General features: G+C 69.6%; 17 protein-coding genes. 9 read left to right on the top strand and 8 right to left on the bottom strand.

Annotated features, from left to right (window positions below; all coding sequences use genetic code 11):
• The 3 genes from ACK5KK_RS03645 to ACK5KK_RS03635 all read left to right on the top strand — a co-directional run.
• On the top strand, nt 1-320 hold a 320-nt coding region (locus ACK5KK_RS03645), incomplete at its 5' end, for an aldehyde dehydrogenase family protein (protein ID WP_416888728.1).
• A 34-nt stretch (nt 321-354) separates the two neighbouring features.
• Nucleotides 355-1545, top strand: a complete 1191-nt coding sequence (locus ACK5KK_RS03640; protein WP_416888727.1) for a cytochrome P450 — start codon at nt 355-357, stop codon at nt 1543-1545.
• On the top strand, nt 1542-2588 hold the full coding sequence (locus ACK5KK_RS03635; protein ID WP_416888726.1) for an alcohol dehydrogenase catalytic domain-containing protein: 1047 nt from the start codon (nt 1542-1544) through the stop codon (nt 2586-2588). Before ACK5KK_RS03640 ends, ACK5KK_RS03635 begins: the two co-directional genes overlap by 4 nt.
• 14 nt (nt 2589-2602) lie before the next feature.
• Here the strand turns inward: ACK5KK_RS03635 and ACK5KK_RS03630 are convergent, their stop codons facing one another.
• Nucleotides 2603-4189, bottom strand: a complete 1587-nt coding sequence (locus ACK5KK_RS03630; protein WP_416888725.1) for an FAD-dependent oxidoreductase — start codon at nt 4187-4189, stop codon at nt 2603-2605.
• Nucleotides 4179-4388 carry a ferredoxin gene (locus ACK5KK_RS03625; RefSeq protein WP_416888724.1) on the bottom strand — a complete coding sequence of 70 codons (210 nt, stop codon included), beginning with the start codon at nt 4386-4388 and terminating at the stop codon, nt 4179-4181. Before ACK5KK_RS03625 ends, ACK5KK_RS03630 begins: the two co-directional genes overlap by 11 nt.
• 218 nt (nt 4389-4606) lie before the next feature.
• Between ACK5KK_RS03625 and ACK5KK_RS03620 the strand changes: the two genes are divergently transcribed.
• Nucleotides 4607-5791 carry a cytochrome P450 gene (locus ACK5KK_RS03620; RefSeq protein ID WP_416888723.1) on the top strand — a complete coding sequence of 395 codons (1185 nt, stop codon included), beginning with the start codon at nt 4607-4609 and terminating at the stop codon, nt 5789-5791.
• 26 nt (nt 5792-5817) lie between these two features.
• Here the strand turns inward: ACK5KK_RS03620 and ACK5KK_RS03615 are convergent, their stop codons facing one another.
• The 3 genes from ACK5KK_RS03615 to ACK5KK_RS03605 form a co-directional block, all read right to left on the bottom strand.
• Complete coding sequence (locus ACK5KK_RS03615) at nt 5818-6990, bottom strand: helix-turn-helix domain-containing protein (RefSeq protein ID WP_416888722.1); 1173 nt, start codon at nt 6988-6990, stop codon at nt 5818-5820.
• A gap of 215 nt (nt 6991-7205) precedes the next feature.
• The gene (locus tag ACK5KK_RS03610) at nt 7206-8333 is read right to left on the bottom strand and encodes an NAD(P)/FAD-dependent oxidoreductase (protein ID WP_416888721.1); all 1128 of its coding nucleotides are present in this window, start codon (nt 8331-8333) and stop codon (nt 7206-7208) included.
• 305 nt (nt 8334-8638) lie between these two features.
• Nucleotides 8639-9649 (bottom strand): isopenicillin N synthase family dioxygenase, encoded by a 1011-nt coding sequence (locus ACK5KK_RS03605; RefSeq protein ID WP_416888720.1) that lies wholly within the window; start codon nt 9647-9649, stop codon nt 8639-8641.
• A 64-nt stretch (nt 9650-9713) separates the two neighbouring features.
• On the opposite strand from ACK5KK_RS03605, the gene ACK5KK_RS03600 reads away from it, so the two are divergent.
• Complete coding sequence (locus ACK5KK_RS03600; RefSeq protein WP_416888719.1) at nt 9714-10175, top strand: hypothetical protein; 462 nt, start codon at nt 9714-9716, stop codon at nt 10173-10175.
• Here ACK5KK_RS03600 and ACK5KK_RS03595 read toward each other — a convergent pair.
• Nucleotides 10147-11256 (bottom strand): acyltransferase family protein, encoded by a 1110-nt coding sequence (locus tag ACK5KK_RS03595; RefSeq protein ID WP_416888718.1) that lies wholly within the window; start codon nt 11254-11256, stop codon nt 10147-10149. The genes ACK5KK_RS03600 and ACK5KK_RS03595 overlap by 29 nt on opposite strands.
• A 167-nt stretch (nt 11257-11423) precedes the next feature.
• Between ACK5KK_RS03595 and ACK5KK_RS03590 the strand changes: the two genes are divergently transcribed.
• Nucleotides 11424-12608 (top strand): LLM class flavin-dependent oxidoreductase, encoded by a 1185-nt coding sequence (locus ACK5KK_RS03590; protein WP_416888730.1) that lies wholly within the window; start codon nt 11424-11426, stop codon nt 12606-12608.
• Nucleotides 12605-13249: an FMN reductase gene (locus ACK5KK_RS03585; protein ID WP_416888717.1), complete on the top strand. Its 645-nt coding sequence runs from the start codon at nt 12605-12607 to the stop codon at nt 13247-13249. Before ACK5KK_RS03590 ends, ACK5KK_RS03585 begins: the two co-directional genes overlap by 4 nt.
• Nucleotides 13250-13351: 102 nt before the next feature.
• On the opposite strand, the gene ACK5KK_RS03580 is transcribed toward ACK5KK_RS03585, so the two are convergent.
• On the bottom strand, nt 13352-14062 hold the full coding sequence (locus ACK5KK_RS03580; protein ID WP_416888716.1) for a gamma-glutamyl-gamma-aminobutyrate hydrolase family protein: 711 nt from the start codon (nt 14060-14062) through the stop codon (nt 13352-13354).
• Nucleotides 14063-14208: 146 nt separating this feature from the next.
• Between ACK5KK_RS03580 and ACK5KK_RS03575 the strand changes: the two genes are divergently transcribed.
• Entirely contained in the window at nt 14209-15195 is a 987-nt protein-coding gene (locus ACK5KK_RS03575; RefSeq protein WP_416888715.1) for an MDR family oxidoreductase, read from the top strand.
• Here ACK5KK_RS03575 and ACK5KK_RS03570 read toward each other — a convergent pair.
• Complete coding sequence (locus ACK5KK_RS03570) at nt 15176-16030, bottom strand: DNA/RNA non-specific endonuclease (RefSeq protein WP_416888729.1); 855 nt, start codon at nt 16028-16030, stop codon at nt 15176-15178. The two genes, ACK5KK_RS03575 and ACK5KK_RS03570, sit on opposite strands and share 20 nt — an antisense overlap.
• 406 nt (nt 16031-16436) lie before the next feature.
• Here ACK5KK_RS03570 and ACK5KK_RS03565 point away from each other — a divergent pair.
• A partial coding sequence (locus ACK5KK_RS03565; RefSeq protein WP_416888714.1) for a polyribonucleotide nucleotidyltransferase occupies nt 16437-18297 on the top strand: 1861 nt, incomplete at its 3' end.

The following is an 18297-nucleotide window of genomic DNA, read 5'->3' as shown; positions in this document are numbered from 1 at the left end:
TCGAGATGGAACTGTTCGGGCCGGTGCTCCCGATCACCCGCTTCGCCGACGACGCGGAAGCCGTCGCGCTGGCGAACCGGACCGAGTACGGGTTGTCCGCTGCCATCCACACCGCCGACGGGATGCGGGGACTCGCTATGGCCCGGCGTATCCGAGCCGGGATGGTGCACGTCAACGGCATGACGATCAATGATGCGCCGCACGTACCAATGGGCGGCATGGGTGCGTCCGGCAACGGCGGGCGCTACGGCGGTAGATGGAACGTCGAAGAGTTCACCGCCACTCAGTGGGTGACCGCCCGCAGCATCCCGCATACGTAACCCCACACCCGACTCGCGCAAAGGAGCGCCCGAAATGAGCACACCCACACTCGACGACGTCGACCTCACCGGTGACGATTACCTCACCGATCCGCACCCGATCTACGACCGCGTTCGCGCGACGGGCGACGCGGTCTATCTGAGTCGTCATGACGCGTACGCCATCGGGCGGTATGACGGCGTCCGGCAGGTGCTCGCGGACTGGCAGACGTTCAGCTCGGCCAGCGGGATCGCCCTGAACGATCTGACCAACCAGGCGACCGCCGGCATGATCATCGCCACCGATCCGCCCGAGCACACCGCGTTACGCGAAGTCCTCGCCGACAAGCTCTCGCCGCGGGCGCTGCGCACGGTGGCCGATGACGTCCGAGCGCAGGCGCAGGAACTGGTCGACGAGCTGCTCGAGCGCTCGACGACGTTCGATGCGGTCACTGATCTCGCACAGTCGTTCCCGATCAAGGTCGTGCTCGACCTCGTCGGGCTTCCCGCCGAGGGGCGCGATGAGGTTCTGCGCTGGGCCGATGCGGCTTTCTCGGCCGCCGCGCCGATGAGCGAACGCACGATGGAGGCCTTCCCCCTGCTGCAGGACCAACTCGCCTACCTCTCCGGCATCCGCAAGGACGACCTGGTCGAAGGCAGCATGGGGCGGGCGATCTACGACGCCGCCGACGCCGGAAGGATCCGGCCGGAGTCCTGCGTTCCGCTGATGTCCGCGTACGTCACCGCGGGCGTGGATACCACCATCAACGCCATCTCGAATGCGATTCAGCTCTTCGCCGAGAACCCCGAGCAGTGGGACCTCATCCGCGCCGACCGATCCCTCATCCCCAACGCGGTCAACGAGGTGCTCCGATACGATTCTCCGCTGCAGTACTTCTGCAGGGTCGCCACGAAGGACGCCGGGGTCGGTGACGACACGGTGCGCGCGGGCGCGCGTCTGGTGGTGTTCTACCCGTCGGCCAACCGCGATGAACGCAAGTGGGGCAACCCGACCGCCTTCGACGTGACGCGCGCCGACGCCGGCGAGCACCTCGCGTTCAGCTACGGCACGCACGGCTGCGCCGGGCAGGGGCTCGCGCGGCTCGAAGCGCAGGCCATGCTCTCGGCGCTCGCCGAACGCGTCGAGCGTTTTCAGATCGGCGCTCCGGTGCGCCGGCTCAATCAGCTCATTCGCGGGCTCGCCGCGTTGCCGGCCACCGTGACGCCGGCATCCGCCGGGCGATGATGCGCAGCAGCTGGTCTGCCGGGCCCGCCGACATCGGCATTCGTGAGGTCGACGATCCTGTTCTGGTGAATCCCGACGACGTCATCGTCGACGTCCGCTACGCCGCGATCTGCGGATCCGACCTGTGGCCGTATCGGGGGCTCCTCCCGCGGCACGAGCCAGGAAGCACCGGTCACGAATTCCTCGGTGTGGTCAGTGAGGTGGGGGAGACGGTCAGCGGTTTCCAGGTCGGTGACGCCGTGATCGCGCCGTTCATGTACTCCGACGGCATCTGCCCCGAGTGCCGGCGCGGCCTGCAGTCGCAGTGTGCTCGTGGGGGGCTGTGGGGGAGGGACGGCGTCGGCGCCCAGACCGAACGAATCCGGGTGCCGTTTGCCGACACGACGCTCGTCGCGCTGCCATGGGCGGACGCAGAGATCGATGACGCACTGGCGATGCGGTTGCTGCCGTTGGCCGACGTGTTCGCCACCGGGTACCACGGGGCGGTGCTGGCCGGGGTCGGCCCGGGAGACGTCGTCGTCGTCGTCGGCGACGGTGCCGTCGGGCTGTCGGCGGCGATCGCCGCCGGAATGCTCGGTGCCGGACGTGTCGTGCTGATGGGTGGAAACCCTCAGCGTCTGCGGGTCGCGGCCGCCCGGGGAATCGAGACGCTCCGCGTCTTTCCCACCGACGTCGGCGCTGAGCGACTCGCCGAAGCGTTCGGTGACCTGATAGTGGACCGGGTCATCGAAGCGGTAGGTATGCAGGCGGCGTTCGACACCGCGCTCGATGTCGTCCGTGTGGGCGGCAGCGTCGGCTTCGTCGGCGTTCCGCACGGCGTGGACGCCATCGCGCCGATGCGCCTGTTCAGTAAGGCGGTTCACCTGGCGGGCGGCACCGCACCCGCGCGCCATTACCTCGAACGCTTCGTCGCCGAGACCCGCGCCGGGCGGTTGGATGTGTCGGTACTGATCGATCGGATGCTCCCGTTCGACGCAATCAAGGACGGCTACGAGGCAATGGACACCGGAGAATCGCTCAAGGTGGTCCTCCGCATCCGCTGAATCCCGCGACGGTCTCACCAACCGCACGCCCGGTCGAGCGCACGTGCTGCGTCCCGGTCGTCCGCACCGGTCCACGCCACGAACTCATCGGGACGCACCAGCACCAGGTCGCAACCGTAGCCGGCCGCCGACTCGGCGCCGATCGAGACGAGTGCGAGGGGGATGCCCCGGTCGCGTGCGGCATCGACGAACCTGTCTGCGGCGGCGCCGGATGCGTGCAGGAGGGTGAACCCCGGGCGTCCGAGCGCGTCGAACACGTCGCCGCCGGACGCGGTCCGGCCAGGGGCCAGATGGTGACCGGCGCGCGCCGCGCGACGGTGGGAGCCGACGGCGGAAGGCGCTCCGGGAGCGTCAATGACCGGAGAACCCGAGTAATGCGGCTCGAACAGGTCCACCTCGTCGACGGCGTCGGCTCGCCGCCGTGCCCAGGCAGCGTCGAATCCGCCCTCGTCCCGTTCCGGGTCGTGCGCGACGAAGAACGCACGGTCGTTCAGAATGGACCGTTCGATGAAGTCGTCACGTGTCGAGGCGAACACTGGCCGTCGCTCCGCGTCGTACGAATCCAGCAACCCCGGACCGGCCCAGCCCTGCAGCGTCGCGGCGAGCTTCCATCCCAGGTTGCGTGCGTCCTCGAAGCCAGAGTTGATGCCGTACCCGCCGTACGGCGGGTGACTGTGCGCGGCGTCGCCGGCGAGGAAGATGCGGCCGTCGCGGTAGGTGTCGGCGAGGGTGAAGCGCAGGTCCCAGAACCCCAGATTGTCGACCTCGAACGCGATCGGGTGCCCGATGGCCTGTGCCAGGACGGCGGCCACATCGATTGAGTCCGCCGTCGTGCCCGCAGCCACCGGGCTGTGGAAGAACCAGGTCTCTCGCGCGTCGACGCGGCCGAAGAACTGCCAGTACCCGTCCAGATCGGGATTCATGACGTTGAAGAACGCGACATCCGGATAGTCCGACATGATGCGGTCCAGCTCGGCCGACCGGAACACGAGCAGCACCATGAGCCGGTCGTGGTCGGCACGAGTCTGTGTGATCGAAGACTGCTCCCGCACGCGGGAACCGCTGCCGTCGGCTCCCACCACGTAGTCGGCCACGACGCGCATTCGTGACGTCCCGTCGCCGTTGATCGCGACGACGGCGGCGTGCGTGTCGTGCGGGGTGACCGATTCCACCGTCCAGTCGGTGGCCATGCGCCCCCGCTCGCACGCGCCGAGCCTATCGCGCAGGACGCGCTCCGTGCGGTACTGGGGAAGCCGGAGATTCGCTGCCGAATAATACGCGGCCACGCTGCCGCGGCGCATCCAGGGGTAGGCGTAGCGACCGTCGAGGCGGCGGTATGCCGTCATCCCGGACGAGGGCTGGTCGTCGAACATGGTGCGCGCGGCGAAGAGTTCGTCGACCGCGCCCCAGGCACGGAAGTGCTCGGCCGAACGCTGGGTGAGATTCTGACCCTTGGGAACACGTTGCGGCTCCACACGGCGTTCGAGCACGAGTGTCTCGATGCCGGCCTCGGCGAGCGTGATCGCCACTGCCGCACCGACCGGGCCGCCTCCGACGACGGCCACCTGGGTGCGGACCTCCCTGGTCGCCTCAGTCCTCATCGAGCCGAAGCTTCAGTGCTGCGACCGGGCAGACGCGGACGGCAGCCTGCGCGCGAGCGACCGCCGCATCCCCGTCAGCATCCCGGAGGGTGTGCAGGATGCCGTCGTCGTCCAGCTCCAACAACGTTGGTGCCGACTCCGCACAGAACCCGTAGCCTTCGCACCGCGCCTGGTCGATCTCGATGGTGCCGTACGCCATCGTCGTTCCTTTCGTCGGCCGTGTGGCACCTCGTCGTGCCGCACGTTGCGACCAGAGTAGGTCGCGGCAGTGGTCTCTTCGTCGGCCCGTCGGCAAGTTCCGACGCGGTGTCCATACCGGCAGTCCGCCGCTCAGACATCGCGACCGAGCGCCCCGCGGCGCCCGCGCGTAGCATCGTTGCGTGTCGGCGTGGGGGCACCCCGATGGAGGAGATGACGATGACGGAGTCCGGCGTTCTCGATGAAGAGATCGACCTGTTCACGGATCAGGCGCTTGCCGACCCGTTCCCCCTCTACCGCCGGATTCGCGATGCCGGACACGCCGTCCGGCTGGACGCGTACGGCGTGTGGGCGCTCGGGCGCTACGACGATGTGCGAGGCGCCCTCGAAGACTGGCAGGCCTTCTCGTCGGCGCAGGGCGTGGCGCTGAACTCCGTCTCTCGCGCGACGACGCGGGGCCTCATTGTCGCGACCGATCCGCCCTACCATGACGTGCTCCGCGGCGTCCTCACCGACAAGCTCGGGCCGCGCGCGCTGCGTGGGTTGACAGCTGACATCCATGCGCGTGCGAAGACGCTCGTGAACGGCGTGCTCGATCGCGGCAGCTTCGATGCCGTCGACGATCTGGCGCGTGCGTTCCCGGTGCAGGTGGTGCTCGGCCTGGTCGGATTGCCGGTGGCGATGGCCGACCGCGCACTGGCGTGGGCCGAGGCCGCCTTCAACGCGGGCGGCCCCGATGTGCCGCGCACTCGAGAATCGCTGCCGCTGCTGGAGGATCAGTTCGCCTACCTCGCCCGCATGCACAAAGACGACCTCGCGGAGGGGAGTTTCGGTCGGGTGATCTTCGATGCCGCCGATCGCGGGGTGATCGAACCGGACTCCGTTGTGCCCCTCCTCAGCGCCTACGTGACGGCGGGACTGGACACGACGATCAACGCGATCAGCGCCGCCGTCTGCTACTTCGCCGACAACCCCGAGCAATGGAACGCGCTGCGCCAGGAGCGCACCCTGATCTCGTCCGCCTTCAACGAGATCGTGCGCTTGGAGTCACCGTTGCAGTGGTTCAGCCGCGTGACCACGCGCGATGTGGACTTTCCCGACGTCACGATCCCGGCCGGCGAACGCGTCCTCATGCTGTACGGCTCAGCGAACCGCGATGAGCGGAAGTGGGGTCCCGACGCCGACCGGTTCGACATCCGGCGCGTCTCGATGGACCACCTCGGATTCGGTGTCGGCGTGCACGGGTGCGCGGGCCAGGGGCTGGCGCGGCTGGAGGGGGCCGCGGTGATCTCCGCGTTGGCCGATCGGGTCGCTGCCTTCGAGGTCGGATGTGTGGAGCGCCGCCTCAACAACCGCATCCGCGGCTACGCCTCAGTGCCCACGACCGTCACCCTCGACGCATAGGCGATGTGACGGGCGGAGGCGGCCTGTCAGCGCAGCCCGGCGAGCGCGGCGATACGCAACGAGGTGTGCAGCTCGCGCCGCACCTGGCCGTCTCCGAGGTCGGCATCCACGATTGCGCGGATGCGGTCGAGTCGGTAGTAGAGCGTGCTGCGGTGGATGTGTAGGTTCTGCGCTGTCTGCTGCGCGTCCGCGCCGCTGTCGAGGTACGCCTCCAGCGTCTCGGCGAGGTCGGGCCCGGCGGTTGCGGTGATAAGCGCGGTCACGGACTCGGGCAGGTCCTCCGTTGTGAGACGCTCGAGCGGGAGCTGCAGCAGGAGGCGATCCAGCCCCAGCTCCGACCACACCGCCGAGACCCCGTAGCGGTCGGGGTCGCGCAGCGTCGCTCGTGCGGCGATGCGTGCCTCGCGGCGGGATTCACGTACGTCCGCGAGCCGCTCGCGTGCTGCGCCGCCGCCGCCGCGCGCATGTCCGTGGAGCGGGTCGCTGACCAGCGCGCGTAGCCGTGCAGGGTTGATCTCGCGGGGGATGATGAGTACGCCTTCGCTGCCGAGCACCGTGCCCGCCGCCTTCAGAGAGCTGATGCGCCCGATCTCCCTGAAGCCGCGGTCGATAAGCAAGCGCGCCCCCGCGGTAGCGTGGTCGGCGTCCCCGGCGACCCGGAACACCATCGCGGAGTACCGCGCGGCGGAGGATATCAGGCCCTCGCGCACGAGTTCCGTTGCCGCGTTCTCTCGTTGCTCGTGCGGCCCGTCGAGCAACTGGGTCAACAGCTGCTGCATGTGGTCGGCGCCGTCCCGGCGCTCTGCTTCGCGCGCGGCCAGCAGCGCCCCCAGCTCTTGACGGGCGAGCGTGATGTCAGGGGCGTCGCGCACTTCGGGGTCGTCATCGTCGCCCGGCACGTAGGAGACGTATCCGGTGAGTCGATCGCGGTAGCGCAACGCCGCCACGACGCGAGAGGGCATGTTCGCGGACACCGGGAGGAGCACGGCGCCCGCCGCGCGGTCCACACGGTGATCGCGGATCATCTCGGTCGCTCGGGTCGACGCGCGGTGGCTGAGGATCAGGTCCCGCCGGGCACGATCGATCCGGCCCTCGTGGACGCTGTAGGCGGCGACGCCGAGATCGCTGTCGAAGACCACCACCGGTTGTCCCAACAGATCTGCGAATGCTTGCACCGCGCCATCGAGGTTCATTCCCATGCGATTGATTCTCCCGCGTCCGCGAGGCGCCTGTGACACGGTCGCGCCGGACTTCGAGGCGACTCGGACACGGTGTCTGATCGCGCCGTGTCAGCCCGCCAGCATCCTCGTGCTGGCCGCCTCGGGGGCCTCCGGCCCGACGAGCAGCCCGATGCCGTCGCATCGTTGTGCCGCGAGCGAGTCAGGCACCGCACGGACGTGTGGGCACCCTGACCTCAGCGTTCTGCCGTGGCAAGCTTGCGCAGGGCGGGGATCGGCATGCGACGGTTGACGGTGACGGCGGCGACCGGCCCGTGGGCATCGCGAAAGCGGATGACAGCCGAGCCCTCCTCCCAGGAGCCCTCGATGCACTCGGCGTCCCCGGCGCCGATCGTGCCGCAGATCTTCATGTCCAGACCCCACTGTTCGGTCCAGAAGTAGGGGCGTGCACGGTACGGCTCGGCGGCATCGCCCTGCAGCAGCGCTGAAGCCGCGACGCGCGCCTGGTCGATCGCAGCGCCCCAATGGGGGGTGCGTCGCGCGCCCGACCTGTCGTTCTGCACGATCGCCACGTCGCCGGCCGCGACGATCCGCTCGGTGACACGGCAGCGGCTGTCGGTGGGCACACCCGCCGCGGTGGCCAGCCCTGTCAGTTCGAGCCACTCCACATTCGGCACGTCGCCGACCGCACTGACGACGAGATCCGCCTCGTACACGGTGCCGTCGGACGCGCGGACACCGGTCAGCGGCCGGGTATCGAGGAAGTCGACCCCGCCGGGGTCGACGACCAGGCGCACACCGTGGGCGGTCGCGGCCGTGGTCATGCGCTCGGCAAGGTAGGGGCCGAACTGGCGCTCCAAATGCGAGACCATGTCGATGACGGTCACGTCGAGGCCGAGGGAACGCGCGGTGGAGGCGATCTCCATGCCGAGGAATCCGCCACCGACGACGAGCATCGACCGCGCCGACTCGAGTCGACTCCTCAGCTCGATGGCGTCACCGAGATCACGCAGCACCGATTCGGTGTGGTCGGACAGAACGCGGCGTGCGCGCGCGCCGGACGCGATCACGAGCCCGTCGAAGGCCACCTCTTCGCCGCCGTCGACGATCACCCGGTTCCGCGAGAGGTCGATTCCGGTGGCCTTCGCGTCGAGGCGGAGGTCGATGCCGTCGTCGATCCCGATCGCGGCGCTGTCGGGTGTCTCGCTCCCCTTCAGGATCGCCTTCGAAAGCGGCGGACGTACGTAAGGGGCGTGCGTTTCGTCGCTGAGGACGGTGATGGCCCCGTCGTGACCGAGCTGGCGGAGCGCGTCGGCTGCGGCGACGGCTGCCACCGACCCGCCGACGATCACGATGTTTCGCATGTAGCCCTCCTCCGGGCGTGGGCGGACCGTGTGTCGTATCGCGAGAGTAGGCGCGCGGGAGCCCCTGACTCCAGGTCATCGTGGCGGGAGTTGGCCGCTGCCGATCAGACATCGTGTCGTACCCGCGGAACCGGTCGCGGCGCTGCGGTCAGCGGCCCACACCATCGCTCGGGGCGGCGATGCACCCGCCGATGATCCCGCGCTCCCGCCCTTCGACCGCTTCCGCGGGGTCGCTGACGGTCGGGCGGACAAAGCCACGTCGTCGACCGAAGGGTCTGCTGTCCGTCAGTACGCCCGACCGCGGGTCACCGCCGCGCGGCGACCAGCTCGGGATGCCAGATCTCGGCGACGTCGGGGTGGGCGCGGAGGCGGTACTTGAGGGTGTTATCCCCGTGCCGGTGGTGGATCGGGTTGTCGGGATCGTCGGTGACTCCGCGGGACTGCGCGGCGAGTTCGGCGGGCAGGTCGATCAGCGGGAACACGGAGTCCAGCGACGGGTTGAAGAAGAACGGCACCGAGATGCGGTCGTCAGGGTAGCGGGGCGAGATCACGCGGTGGTTCGTCGCAGTCAGGTAGCCGCCGGTGGCGTATTCGAGCACCTCGCCGATGTTGACCACGAACGCGCCCGGTACCGGGGGTGCGTCGACCCAGTGCCCGTCGCGTTCCACCTGCAGGCCGCCCTTGCCCGGCTCGATCCACAGCAGCGTGAGCACGCCGGAGTCCTTGTGCGCTCCGACGCCCTGCTGCGGCGTGGGGTTCTCCTTGCCCGGGTACCGCACGATCTTCAGCAGCGTCGCGGGGTCGCCGAAGTGGTCGTCGAAGTAGGAGGCCGGGGCACCCAGCGCTTCGGCCCAGGCGCGCAGCAACGTGCGGGAGACCCCGGAGAGGTGCTCCACCCATTCCTCGGCGACCGTGCGGAGCTCCGGCAATGCGGACGGCCATAGGTTGGGACCGATCAGGGCCGCATAGTCGGGGGCATCCGGGTCGGTCACCTGTTCCCGCTCCGGTCCGATGTCGATCTGTTCGCGCCAGTCGACGACGCCCTGGGTGAGTTCGCCACCCACGCGCGTGTAGCCGCGGAACTGCGGGCTGTGCACGTTCTCGATCTCGAGTTTGTCGGCTTCGGGCAGGGCGAAGAACGCCCTCGCGGCGCGGTGAAGCCGGTCTTCGAGCTCGGGCGTCACGCCGGTGCCGACGAGGTAGAAGAACCCGACGTCGTGGGTCGCGCGGCGCAGCTGGTCACGGAAACACTGCGCGGCGTCGGCACCCTCGTCCAGCAGGGACAGGTCCAGCACAGGCAGGTTCATCTCCGTCATGGCCCGAGAATAGGCACGGCCCGCACCCCGGTGCACACACATTGCAGTTCGTTACCGTGGGAGGGTGCGCACCACCTTTTCTCTGCGGATCGTCCTGCCGAGCGTGTGGATCGGTCTGCTCCTCGGGTTGTCGTTCATCGAGCCGACGCTGAAATTCCAGGCGCCGGGCATCACGATTCCGCTGGGCCTGGGGATCGGCCGCCTCGTGTTCTGGGCGATGTCGATCTGCGGCTGGCTGCTGCTGCTGACTCTCACCGCCCTGGCGTTCCGGGCGCCGCGCGTGGGGCGGGGTCCGGCCGTGCTGATCGGGGTGCTCTGGATCGTACTGCTCGTGCAGACCATCGGCATCCGCCCCGCGCTGAGCGCCCGCAGTGACGTCATCATCGCCGGCGGAGACCCGGGCGACTCGATCCTCCACTACGTGTACATCGGGACCGACGTCGCGCTGCTCGGACTGCTCGTGGCGCTGCTGGTGATGTCGATCCGCGCGCTGCCGCTCACCGCTGCGGCTTCTGAGCGGCGCTGACCGCCGCCGCGCGGGGGCGTCCGCCGGCGACGGTCGGGTCGGCGAACAGCCACGACAGGCGCGGTTCGATCAGCGGACGGAACACGGCCCGCACCGGAGCCGACGATAGTGCCATCGCGATGAGGACGGATGCCGCCACGACGACGACGAGCCACAGCCACGCCGGGTCGAGCCCGCGCAGCACCCCCGACTCGCGCAACGGGTAGAGCACGAACGAGTGCAGGAGGTACACGTACAGGGTGTACTGCCCGAGATCCGTCCACCACAGCTGGCGTCGGGGCACCAGGGTGAGGAACGCCGCGATCAGGATCAGCGCGACCACCATGAGCACCAGCCGGATGCCGGACGCCCACCACTGATCCGCGCCCAGGTCGGCATAGGTGTCGCGGTAGAACATCCAGGTGGTGAGCGGCAGCGAACGCCAGGTTCCGGCGAACGCCCAGCACGCGAGTCCGGCGGTCACGAGCACCGCGAGCGCGGCGACCCGCACCCACCACCGCGGCGGGCGCAGCAGGCCGAAACGGTCCATGATGCGGTGCTGCCGCAGCCACCAACCCAGCAGGAAGAACGGCAGCAGGCCCAGCGCGCGCGACAGCGACAGCGTGGTGTCGATGCTGCCGACGTAGCCGGCTCCGAGGGAGATCGCGACCGTCCACAGCAACGGCCAGCGCAGCAGTGCCAGGTACGGCAGGAGGAGGCGGAACAGCGCGAGCGCCAGCAGGAACCACAGCGTCCAGGACGGCCGGGCGAGGTCCCAGTTGCCGCGGCCTTCGATCACCATGACCACGACGGTCCACAGCACCTCGAAGATCAGGTACGGGGCGACGATGTCGGTTATCAGTCGCCCCATCGTGCGGGCGGTGGGCGGTTCCGCCTTCGAGAAGTACCCCGACAGCACGGCGAACGCGGGCATGTGGAAGGCGTAGATGAGCAGGTACAGCGCGAGCGCGGCGTCGGAGTCGTAGGTCATCCGCTGGACGGCGTGCCCCAGCACGACCAGCACGATGCACGCGAAGCGCGCGTTGTCCCAGAACGGGACGCGCGGCTTCGGCGCGGTGCGCGGCGGTTCGGTCGTGCTCATCGTCGCTGGCCACCCTACTCGACCGGTCGTGCCCGGGAATAGGCTGGATCGGGAAGTGTTGTAGCTATTACATGCAATCGCATAGATCGGATGCCACGAGCATCCAGGAAGCAGAAGAGACTGTGAGCGACGACACCAGCGGTGCGCCGAACGTGCAGATCGGCATCATGTCGGTCAGCGACATCACCACCGACCCGACCACCGGGCACACCCCGAGCGAGGCCGAGCGCATCCAGGCGGTGACGGCGATCGCCCGCCACGCCGAAGAGGTCGGCCTCGACGTCTTCGCCATCGGCGAGCACCACAATCCGCCGTTCTTCTCCAGTTCGCCGACCACCACGCTGGCGTTCATCGCGGCGCAGACCGAGCGCATCATCCTGTCGACCTCGACGACGCTCATCACAACGAACGACCCGGTGAAGATCGCCGAGGACTACGCGACGCTGCAGCACCTGGCCGGCGGACGCACCGACCTCATGCTCGGCCGGGGCAACACCGGGCCGGTGTACCCGTGGTTCGGGCAGGACATCCGCCAGGGGCTGCCGCTGGCGATCGAGAACTACGCGCTGCTGAACAAGCTGTGGCGCGAGGACGTCGTGGACTGGGAAGGGAAGTTCCGCACGCCACTGCAGGGCTTCACATCGACGCCGCGGCCCCTCGACGGGGTGGCGCCGTTCGTGTGGCACGGCTCGATCCGCACCCCCGAGATCGCCGAGCAGGCCGCGTACTACGGCGACGGCTTCTTCGCGAACAACATCTTCTGGCCCGCCGAGCATTACCAGCGCCTCATCGGGCTGTACCGGCAGCGGTGGGAGCACTACGGGCATGGCGCACCCGAGACGGCGATCGTCGGGCTCGGCGGACAGGCCTTCCTCGCGCGCAACTCGCAGGATGCCGTGACGCAGTTCCGTCCCTACTTCGACAACGCCCCGGTGTACGGCCATGGCCCGTCACTGGAGGACTTCTCCGAGATGACGCCGCTGACCGTCGGTTCCCCGCAGCAGGTGATCGACCGATACGCGGGCATGCGCGGGCTGTACGGCGACTATCAGCGCCAGCTGTTTCTCGTCGATCACGCCGGGCTGCCGCTGAAGACCGTACTGGAGCAGCTCGACCTGCTCGGCGGTGAGGTGGTTCCGGTCCTGCGACGGGAGTTCGCGAGCGACCGGCCCGCGCAGGTGCCGGACGGACCCACACACGCTGCGCGGGTGCACGCCGCCTACGGCGACGGACCGGCACGCGAGGCCCGGCCCCGCGCGAACCGCGGTGACAATCTGTCCGGCCCCTCGCCCTACCAGGACGTGCCCGAGCCGACGGGCGCCGCATTCGGGCTCGCGGGAGGCGCACGATGAGCGCTCGCCGGATCGCGGTCGTCTCGGCCGGGCTGTCAAATCCGTCGTCGACACGGATGCTGGCCGACCGGCTGGCATCCGCCGTCGTCGCCGATCTGTCCTCGCGCGGCATGGAGGCGACCGTCGACACGATCGAGCTGCGTGACCTGGCGCACGACATCACGAACAACCTCCTGACCGGGTTCGCGCCGCCTGCGCTGGAGTCGGCGATCAACACGGTCGTCTCGGCGGACGGGCTGATCGCGGTGACCCCGATCTTCTCGACCAGCTACTCCGGGCTGTTCAAGTCGTTCGTGGACGTGCTCGACCCCGACGCGCTGACCGGAACGCCGGTGCTGCTGGGCGCGAACGCCGGCACGCCGCGCCACTCGCTCGCGATCGACTACGCCATCCGCCCGCTGTTCGCGTATCTCCACGCCGAACCGGTCTCGACCGGGGTGTTCGCCGCGTCCGGCGACTGGGGTGCGGGCGCCGACGACGTGGCACCGCTGAGTGCGCGCATCGAGCGCGGGGCCCGCGAGCTGGCCGCCGCGATCGCCCGCCGCGAACCGGCCGGCGTCGCCGACCCGTTCGACCCAGCCGCCTACCTCGGTCAGGGCAAGGGCTTCGACCACCTGCTAGGCGGCCTGGCGGGGGAGTAACCCACCGGCGACGTCCTCGGGCCTCGTTCGGGCACCGCGCCGGGCGGAACCCCCGACAGCCGAGGCGGCTCGGTGCGCCGTGCGTTCGCCGCCGTGCGGCCGTCAGCGTCTGACGTGGGCTGCCACCAGGTCTCGCAGGGTCAGGAACGGGGCGAGCGCCAGGTGCGGATCGGTGCCGGCGGCTTCGGGGTGCCACTGCACCGCCACGACGGCATCCGCGGCGGACTCGACGGCCTCGACGAGACCGTCGGGTGCCACGGCCGTCGCGGACAGGCCCGTCCCCACCGTGCCGATGCCCTGGTGGTGGCCGGACGCGACCGTGACCTGCGCACCGCCGAGGTGTCGCGCCAGCAAGGATCCGTCGGTCACCGTGACGGGATGCCAGGCCCAGTCGATGCGGTCGCCGTCGCTGCGGTCGTTGTGCTCGACGGTGCCCGCGGGCAGATCCTCGACGAGGGTCCCGCCGAAGAGCACATTGAGCACCTGCAGACCGCGGCACACACCCAGGATCGGGATGCCGACGTCCCGCGCGGCACGTGCCCACCCGAAGTCGAGGTCGTCCTGGGCGGGGTTCACATCATAGAGTGCGTCGATCCGCGCACCGCCGTAGCGGGCGGGATCGACGTCGCCACCCCCGGGGAGCACGACGCCGTCGATACCGGTGAGGTCGACGGCGTCCACCCGCACCACCTCGCCCCCGGCTGCCGCGACGAGGGCGGCGACGTCGTCGAAGATGCGGTTGGCGACATCGATGCGGCGGTCGGCGGTGCCGTCGGAGAGCCGGATCGGCATGGCGATGCGGGGCAGTGTCATGCGTCCATTGTGAGGCCCGACTGCGGCGTTCGAGTCCCCGGCGGACGGGTGCTGTCACCCCCCTTTCCCTCCCGCGCGATCTCCGGCACCGTGGGGGAGGGGGCGCGTGCGCCGGTCGTCGCACTCCCCGCGAGAGGAGACCTCCGATGAACGAAACTTCCTTCCACGCCTACCAGGCGAAAGCCCCCGACACCCCCGCCGAACGGGTGACGCTCGGTGTCGACGACCTCACCGGCGGCGATCTGCTGGTGAAGGTGGTGTACTCGTCGCTGAACTACAAGGACGGGCTGGCGATGACCGGGTACCCCGGTGTCGTGATGACCTATCCGCTTACCTGCGGCATCGATCTGGCGGGTGAGGTCGTCACCGCCGCCGGCGGCTTCCAGGCCGGGGAGCAGATCGTGCTCACCGGTGCGAACCTGTCGCAGACCAAGCCTGGCGGGTACTCGCAGTATCAGCGGGTCGACCCCGAGTTCGTCGTGCGTGCGCCGAAGCGCCTGGGCACCTGGGGCGCGATGGCGGTCGGCACTGGCGGACTGACAGCGATGTTCTGTGTCATGCGGCTGCAGAAGGCCGGAATCACCCCCGACTCGGGCCCGGTCCTGGTCACCGGTGCCAGCGGCGGCGTCGGCAGCTATGCGGTCTCGATCCTGTCACGCCTGGGGTACCGGGTCGAGGCGGTGGCGGGGACGAGCGGCAAGGAGGAGTACCTTGCCGACCTGGGCGCCGACACCGTCTATGACCGTGACGAACTCGCCGGTGAGGTGGCGCCACTCGGCGACGAGCGCTGGGCCGGTGCGGTGGACTGCGTCGGCGGATCGCCGCTGGCGAAGGTACTCTCGCAGATCAGCTACGCGGGCTCGGTGGCCGCGTGCGGACTGGCCGGCGGCCAGGATCTGCCATCGTCGGTCATGCCGTTCATCATCCGCAACGTGACGCTGTACGGCGTGGACAGCGTGTTCGCGCCGGCCGAGGAACGCGCCGAGGCGTGGAGCCGGCTCGACGAGCTCTTCACCCCCGAGGAGCAGCGCGCGGTCGCCCACGACGAGCCGTTCGACAAGCTGCCGCAGCTGGCGCAGGAGATCCTCGACGGCAAGATCCGCGGCCGCGTGGTCATCGACGTCGCCGGCTGAGCCGCACGTCGGCGGAGGAGTGGAGCTCGGTCCAGGCCGCGGCGCCCACTGCCTCCGGCATCCGCTCGCCGGCACCGGCACCGGCACCGGGCACGGAACCGGGTGGGTAGACATCGGCGGTCACCAGCGGCCCGAGGTCGACACCCGTGAGCGCGGCGATGTCCGACAACGGCACTTGAAACGTGCGGAATCGGCCCAGCGGGGCCACGGTCGCTGTCCCGTCCACGTCGGTGATCGCCTCGGACTGGTCGAGCACGAAACCCGTCGCCGCCAGGGCGCCGTCGTCATCGGCCCACGCGACCGCCTTCCAGAACCGCAGCGGGATCCGGATGCCGCGGTAGGGCGGGTCGTCGGCGCCGAGCACCGGCGCCGTGAAGACGCTGATGCGGTGCCGGAGCGACGCCGCGTACTCCAGCACGTGATCTTCCACGCCCAGCCACAGATCGGACGACTGGTTGAAGGAGGCTGCCTGCGGCGCCGCGTTCGGGTAGGAGAAAGTGGCCTCCGTGGCGGCGACGGCGTCGTCCCCCCACCCCGGGTCGCGGCGGCGCACCAGGTGCCCGCGGTCGAGGTCGTTGTCGGCGTAGACGTCGGCCCCCGCCTGGAGCTGTCGGTCCAGCCGCGGATCGAGGTGCCACCGCCCGCTGCGCGGAACCGCGACGAGGCCGGCGCCGTCGACGTTGACCCCGGTGGTGATCGCGAGCCGCCGGGCGTGGTCGACGAGCACCGAGAAATGCGGGTAGTCCAGGCGGGTCGCCTCCCGGGTGTCGGCCGGACCGGGCAACGGCACCGCCGGGCCGAGGAAGCCCGCAACGTACCCGGTGGCGGAGGCCATCACGTCGCCGCCCCGGTCGTCCCGCGGTCCGGCCGGGGCAGGGCCGGGGTGCGGTCGGAAGGGCGGATCGGCGTCACGGCGACAGCAGGAGGCATGTCTCCATTGTGCGCGCCGTCCGGCGCGCCGGATGATCCGCGGGGTGCCCTGGTAGGCTGGGGCAGGTTGTCTCGGCTCTTCCGAGGCGACTGCTCAGGTCACACTGGGCTCCGGGAGCAGACCGGCGGCGAGCTGGTCCCCTGTGGTGGACTCCCATCCGTGCCGGATGGTGGTCTTCGACTGGTGGCCAGCGCAAGCGGCGGTCGTGCCCTGCGGCACGGCCGCGCGCCCGAACCATCGGATGCTGCTCCTTCGCACGATCTCGCACGCGAAACGCGCCTGCGAGCCTAAACAAAGAAGGAGAGACCTCTTGGAAGGTCCTGAAATCACCGCCGCCGAAGCCGTGCTCGACAACGGCCGCTTCGGCACCCGCACCGTCCGGTTCGAGACCGGGCGCCTTGCGCAGCAGGCGCAGGGATCGGTCGCCGCCTACCTCGACGAGGAGACGATGATCCTGTCGGCCACGAGCGCCGGCAAGAAACCGCGTGAAGGCTTCGACTTCTTCCCGCTGACCGTCGACGTCGAAGAGCGTTCGTACGCTGCCGGCAAGATCCCCGGCTCGTTCTTCCGCCGCGAGGGACGGCCCTCCACGGAAGCGATTCTGGTGTGCCGTCTCATCGACCGACCGCTGCGCCCGTCGTTCGTCGACGGCCTTCGCAACGAGGTGCAGATCGTCATCACCGTGCTCTCGATCGCACCGGGGGAGTACTACGACGCCCTCGCGATCAACGCGGCCTCAGCCTCGACCCAGATCTCCGGCCTGCCCTTCTCGGGTCCCATCGCCGGTGTGCGCCTCGCCCTCGTGCCCGGTCACGGCGACCACCCCGACCAGTGGGTGGCCTTCCCGAACCAGCAGGTCGTCGAAGAAGCCGTCTTCGACCTCATGGTCGCCGGGCGTGTGCTCGACGACGGCGAGGTCGCGATCATGATGGTCGAGGCCGAAGCCACCGAGAACAGCTGGAACCTCATCAAGGGCGGCGCCGTCAAGCCGAGCGAAGAGGTCGTCGCCGAGGGTCTGGAAGCGGCCAAACCGTTCATCAAGGAGCTCGTCGCGGCTCAGAACGTGCTGGCGAACACCGCCGCCAAGGAGATCCAGCCCTACCCGGTCTTCCCGGCGTATAGCCAGCAGACCTACGACTTCGTGGCCGGGCGCACCTACGAGGAGCTCGTGGGCGTGTACCAGATCGCCGACAAGACCGAGCGTCAGAACGCCGACGACACCGTGAAGGAAGCGGCCTCGGCCGCCCTGTCCGCCGCCGTCGAAGCGGGCGAGCTCCCCGAGTCCGCCCTTGCGGAGTTCTCCGGCGCATACAAGGCGGTCACCAAGCTCATCGTGCGCGGCCGCATCCTCAGTGAGGGTGTGCGCATCGACGGGCGTGGCCTTGCCGACATCCGCCCGCTGGATGCCGAGGTCCAGGTGATCCCGCGCGTGCACGGCTCGGCGATCTTCCAGCGCGGTGAGACCCAGATCATGGGCGTGACCACGCTGAACATGCTGAAGATGGAGCAGCAGATCGACTCGCTGTCCCCGGTGACCAGCAAGCGGTACTTGCACCACTACAACTTCCCGCCGTACTCGACCGGTGAGACCGGCCGGGTGGGGAGCCCGAAGCGACGCGAGATCGGGCACGGCTTCCTCGCCGAGCGCGCCCTCGTGCCGGTGTTGCCCAGCCGTGACGAGTTCCCGTACGCGATCCGCCAGGTCTCCGAAGCGCTCGGCTCCAACGGCTCCACCTCGATGGGCTCGGTCTGCGCGTCGCCGCTGTCGCTGCTCAACGCGGGCGTGCCGCTGCGTGCGCCGGTGGCCGGCATCGCGATGGGCCTGGTCACCGACACCGTCGACGGTCAGACCCGCTACGCGGCGCTGACCGACATCCTCGGCGCCGAAGACGCGCTCGGCGACATGGACTTCAAGGTCGCCGGCACGAGCGAGTTCGTCACGGCGATCCAGCTCGACACCAAGCTCGACGGTATTCCGTCGTCGGTGCTGTCGGCCGCGCTCACCCAGGCCAAGGAAGCGCGTCTGACGATCCTCAACGTGCTCAACGCCGCGATCGACGCGCCCGACGAGATGGCGCCGACCGCGCCGCGCGTCATCAGCGTGCAGATCCCGGTCGACAAGATCGGCGAGCTGATCGGCCCCAAGGGCAAGACGATCAACGGCATCCAGG

Source organism: Microbacterium sp. (assembly GCF_047972865.1).
GTDB lineage: Bacteria > Actinomycetota > Actinomycetes > Actinomycetales > Microbacteriaceae > Microbacterium.
Note: the sequence above shows the minus strand (reverse complement) of the source record. Positions and strands in the feature narration are given on the sequence as shown.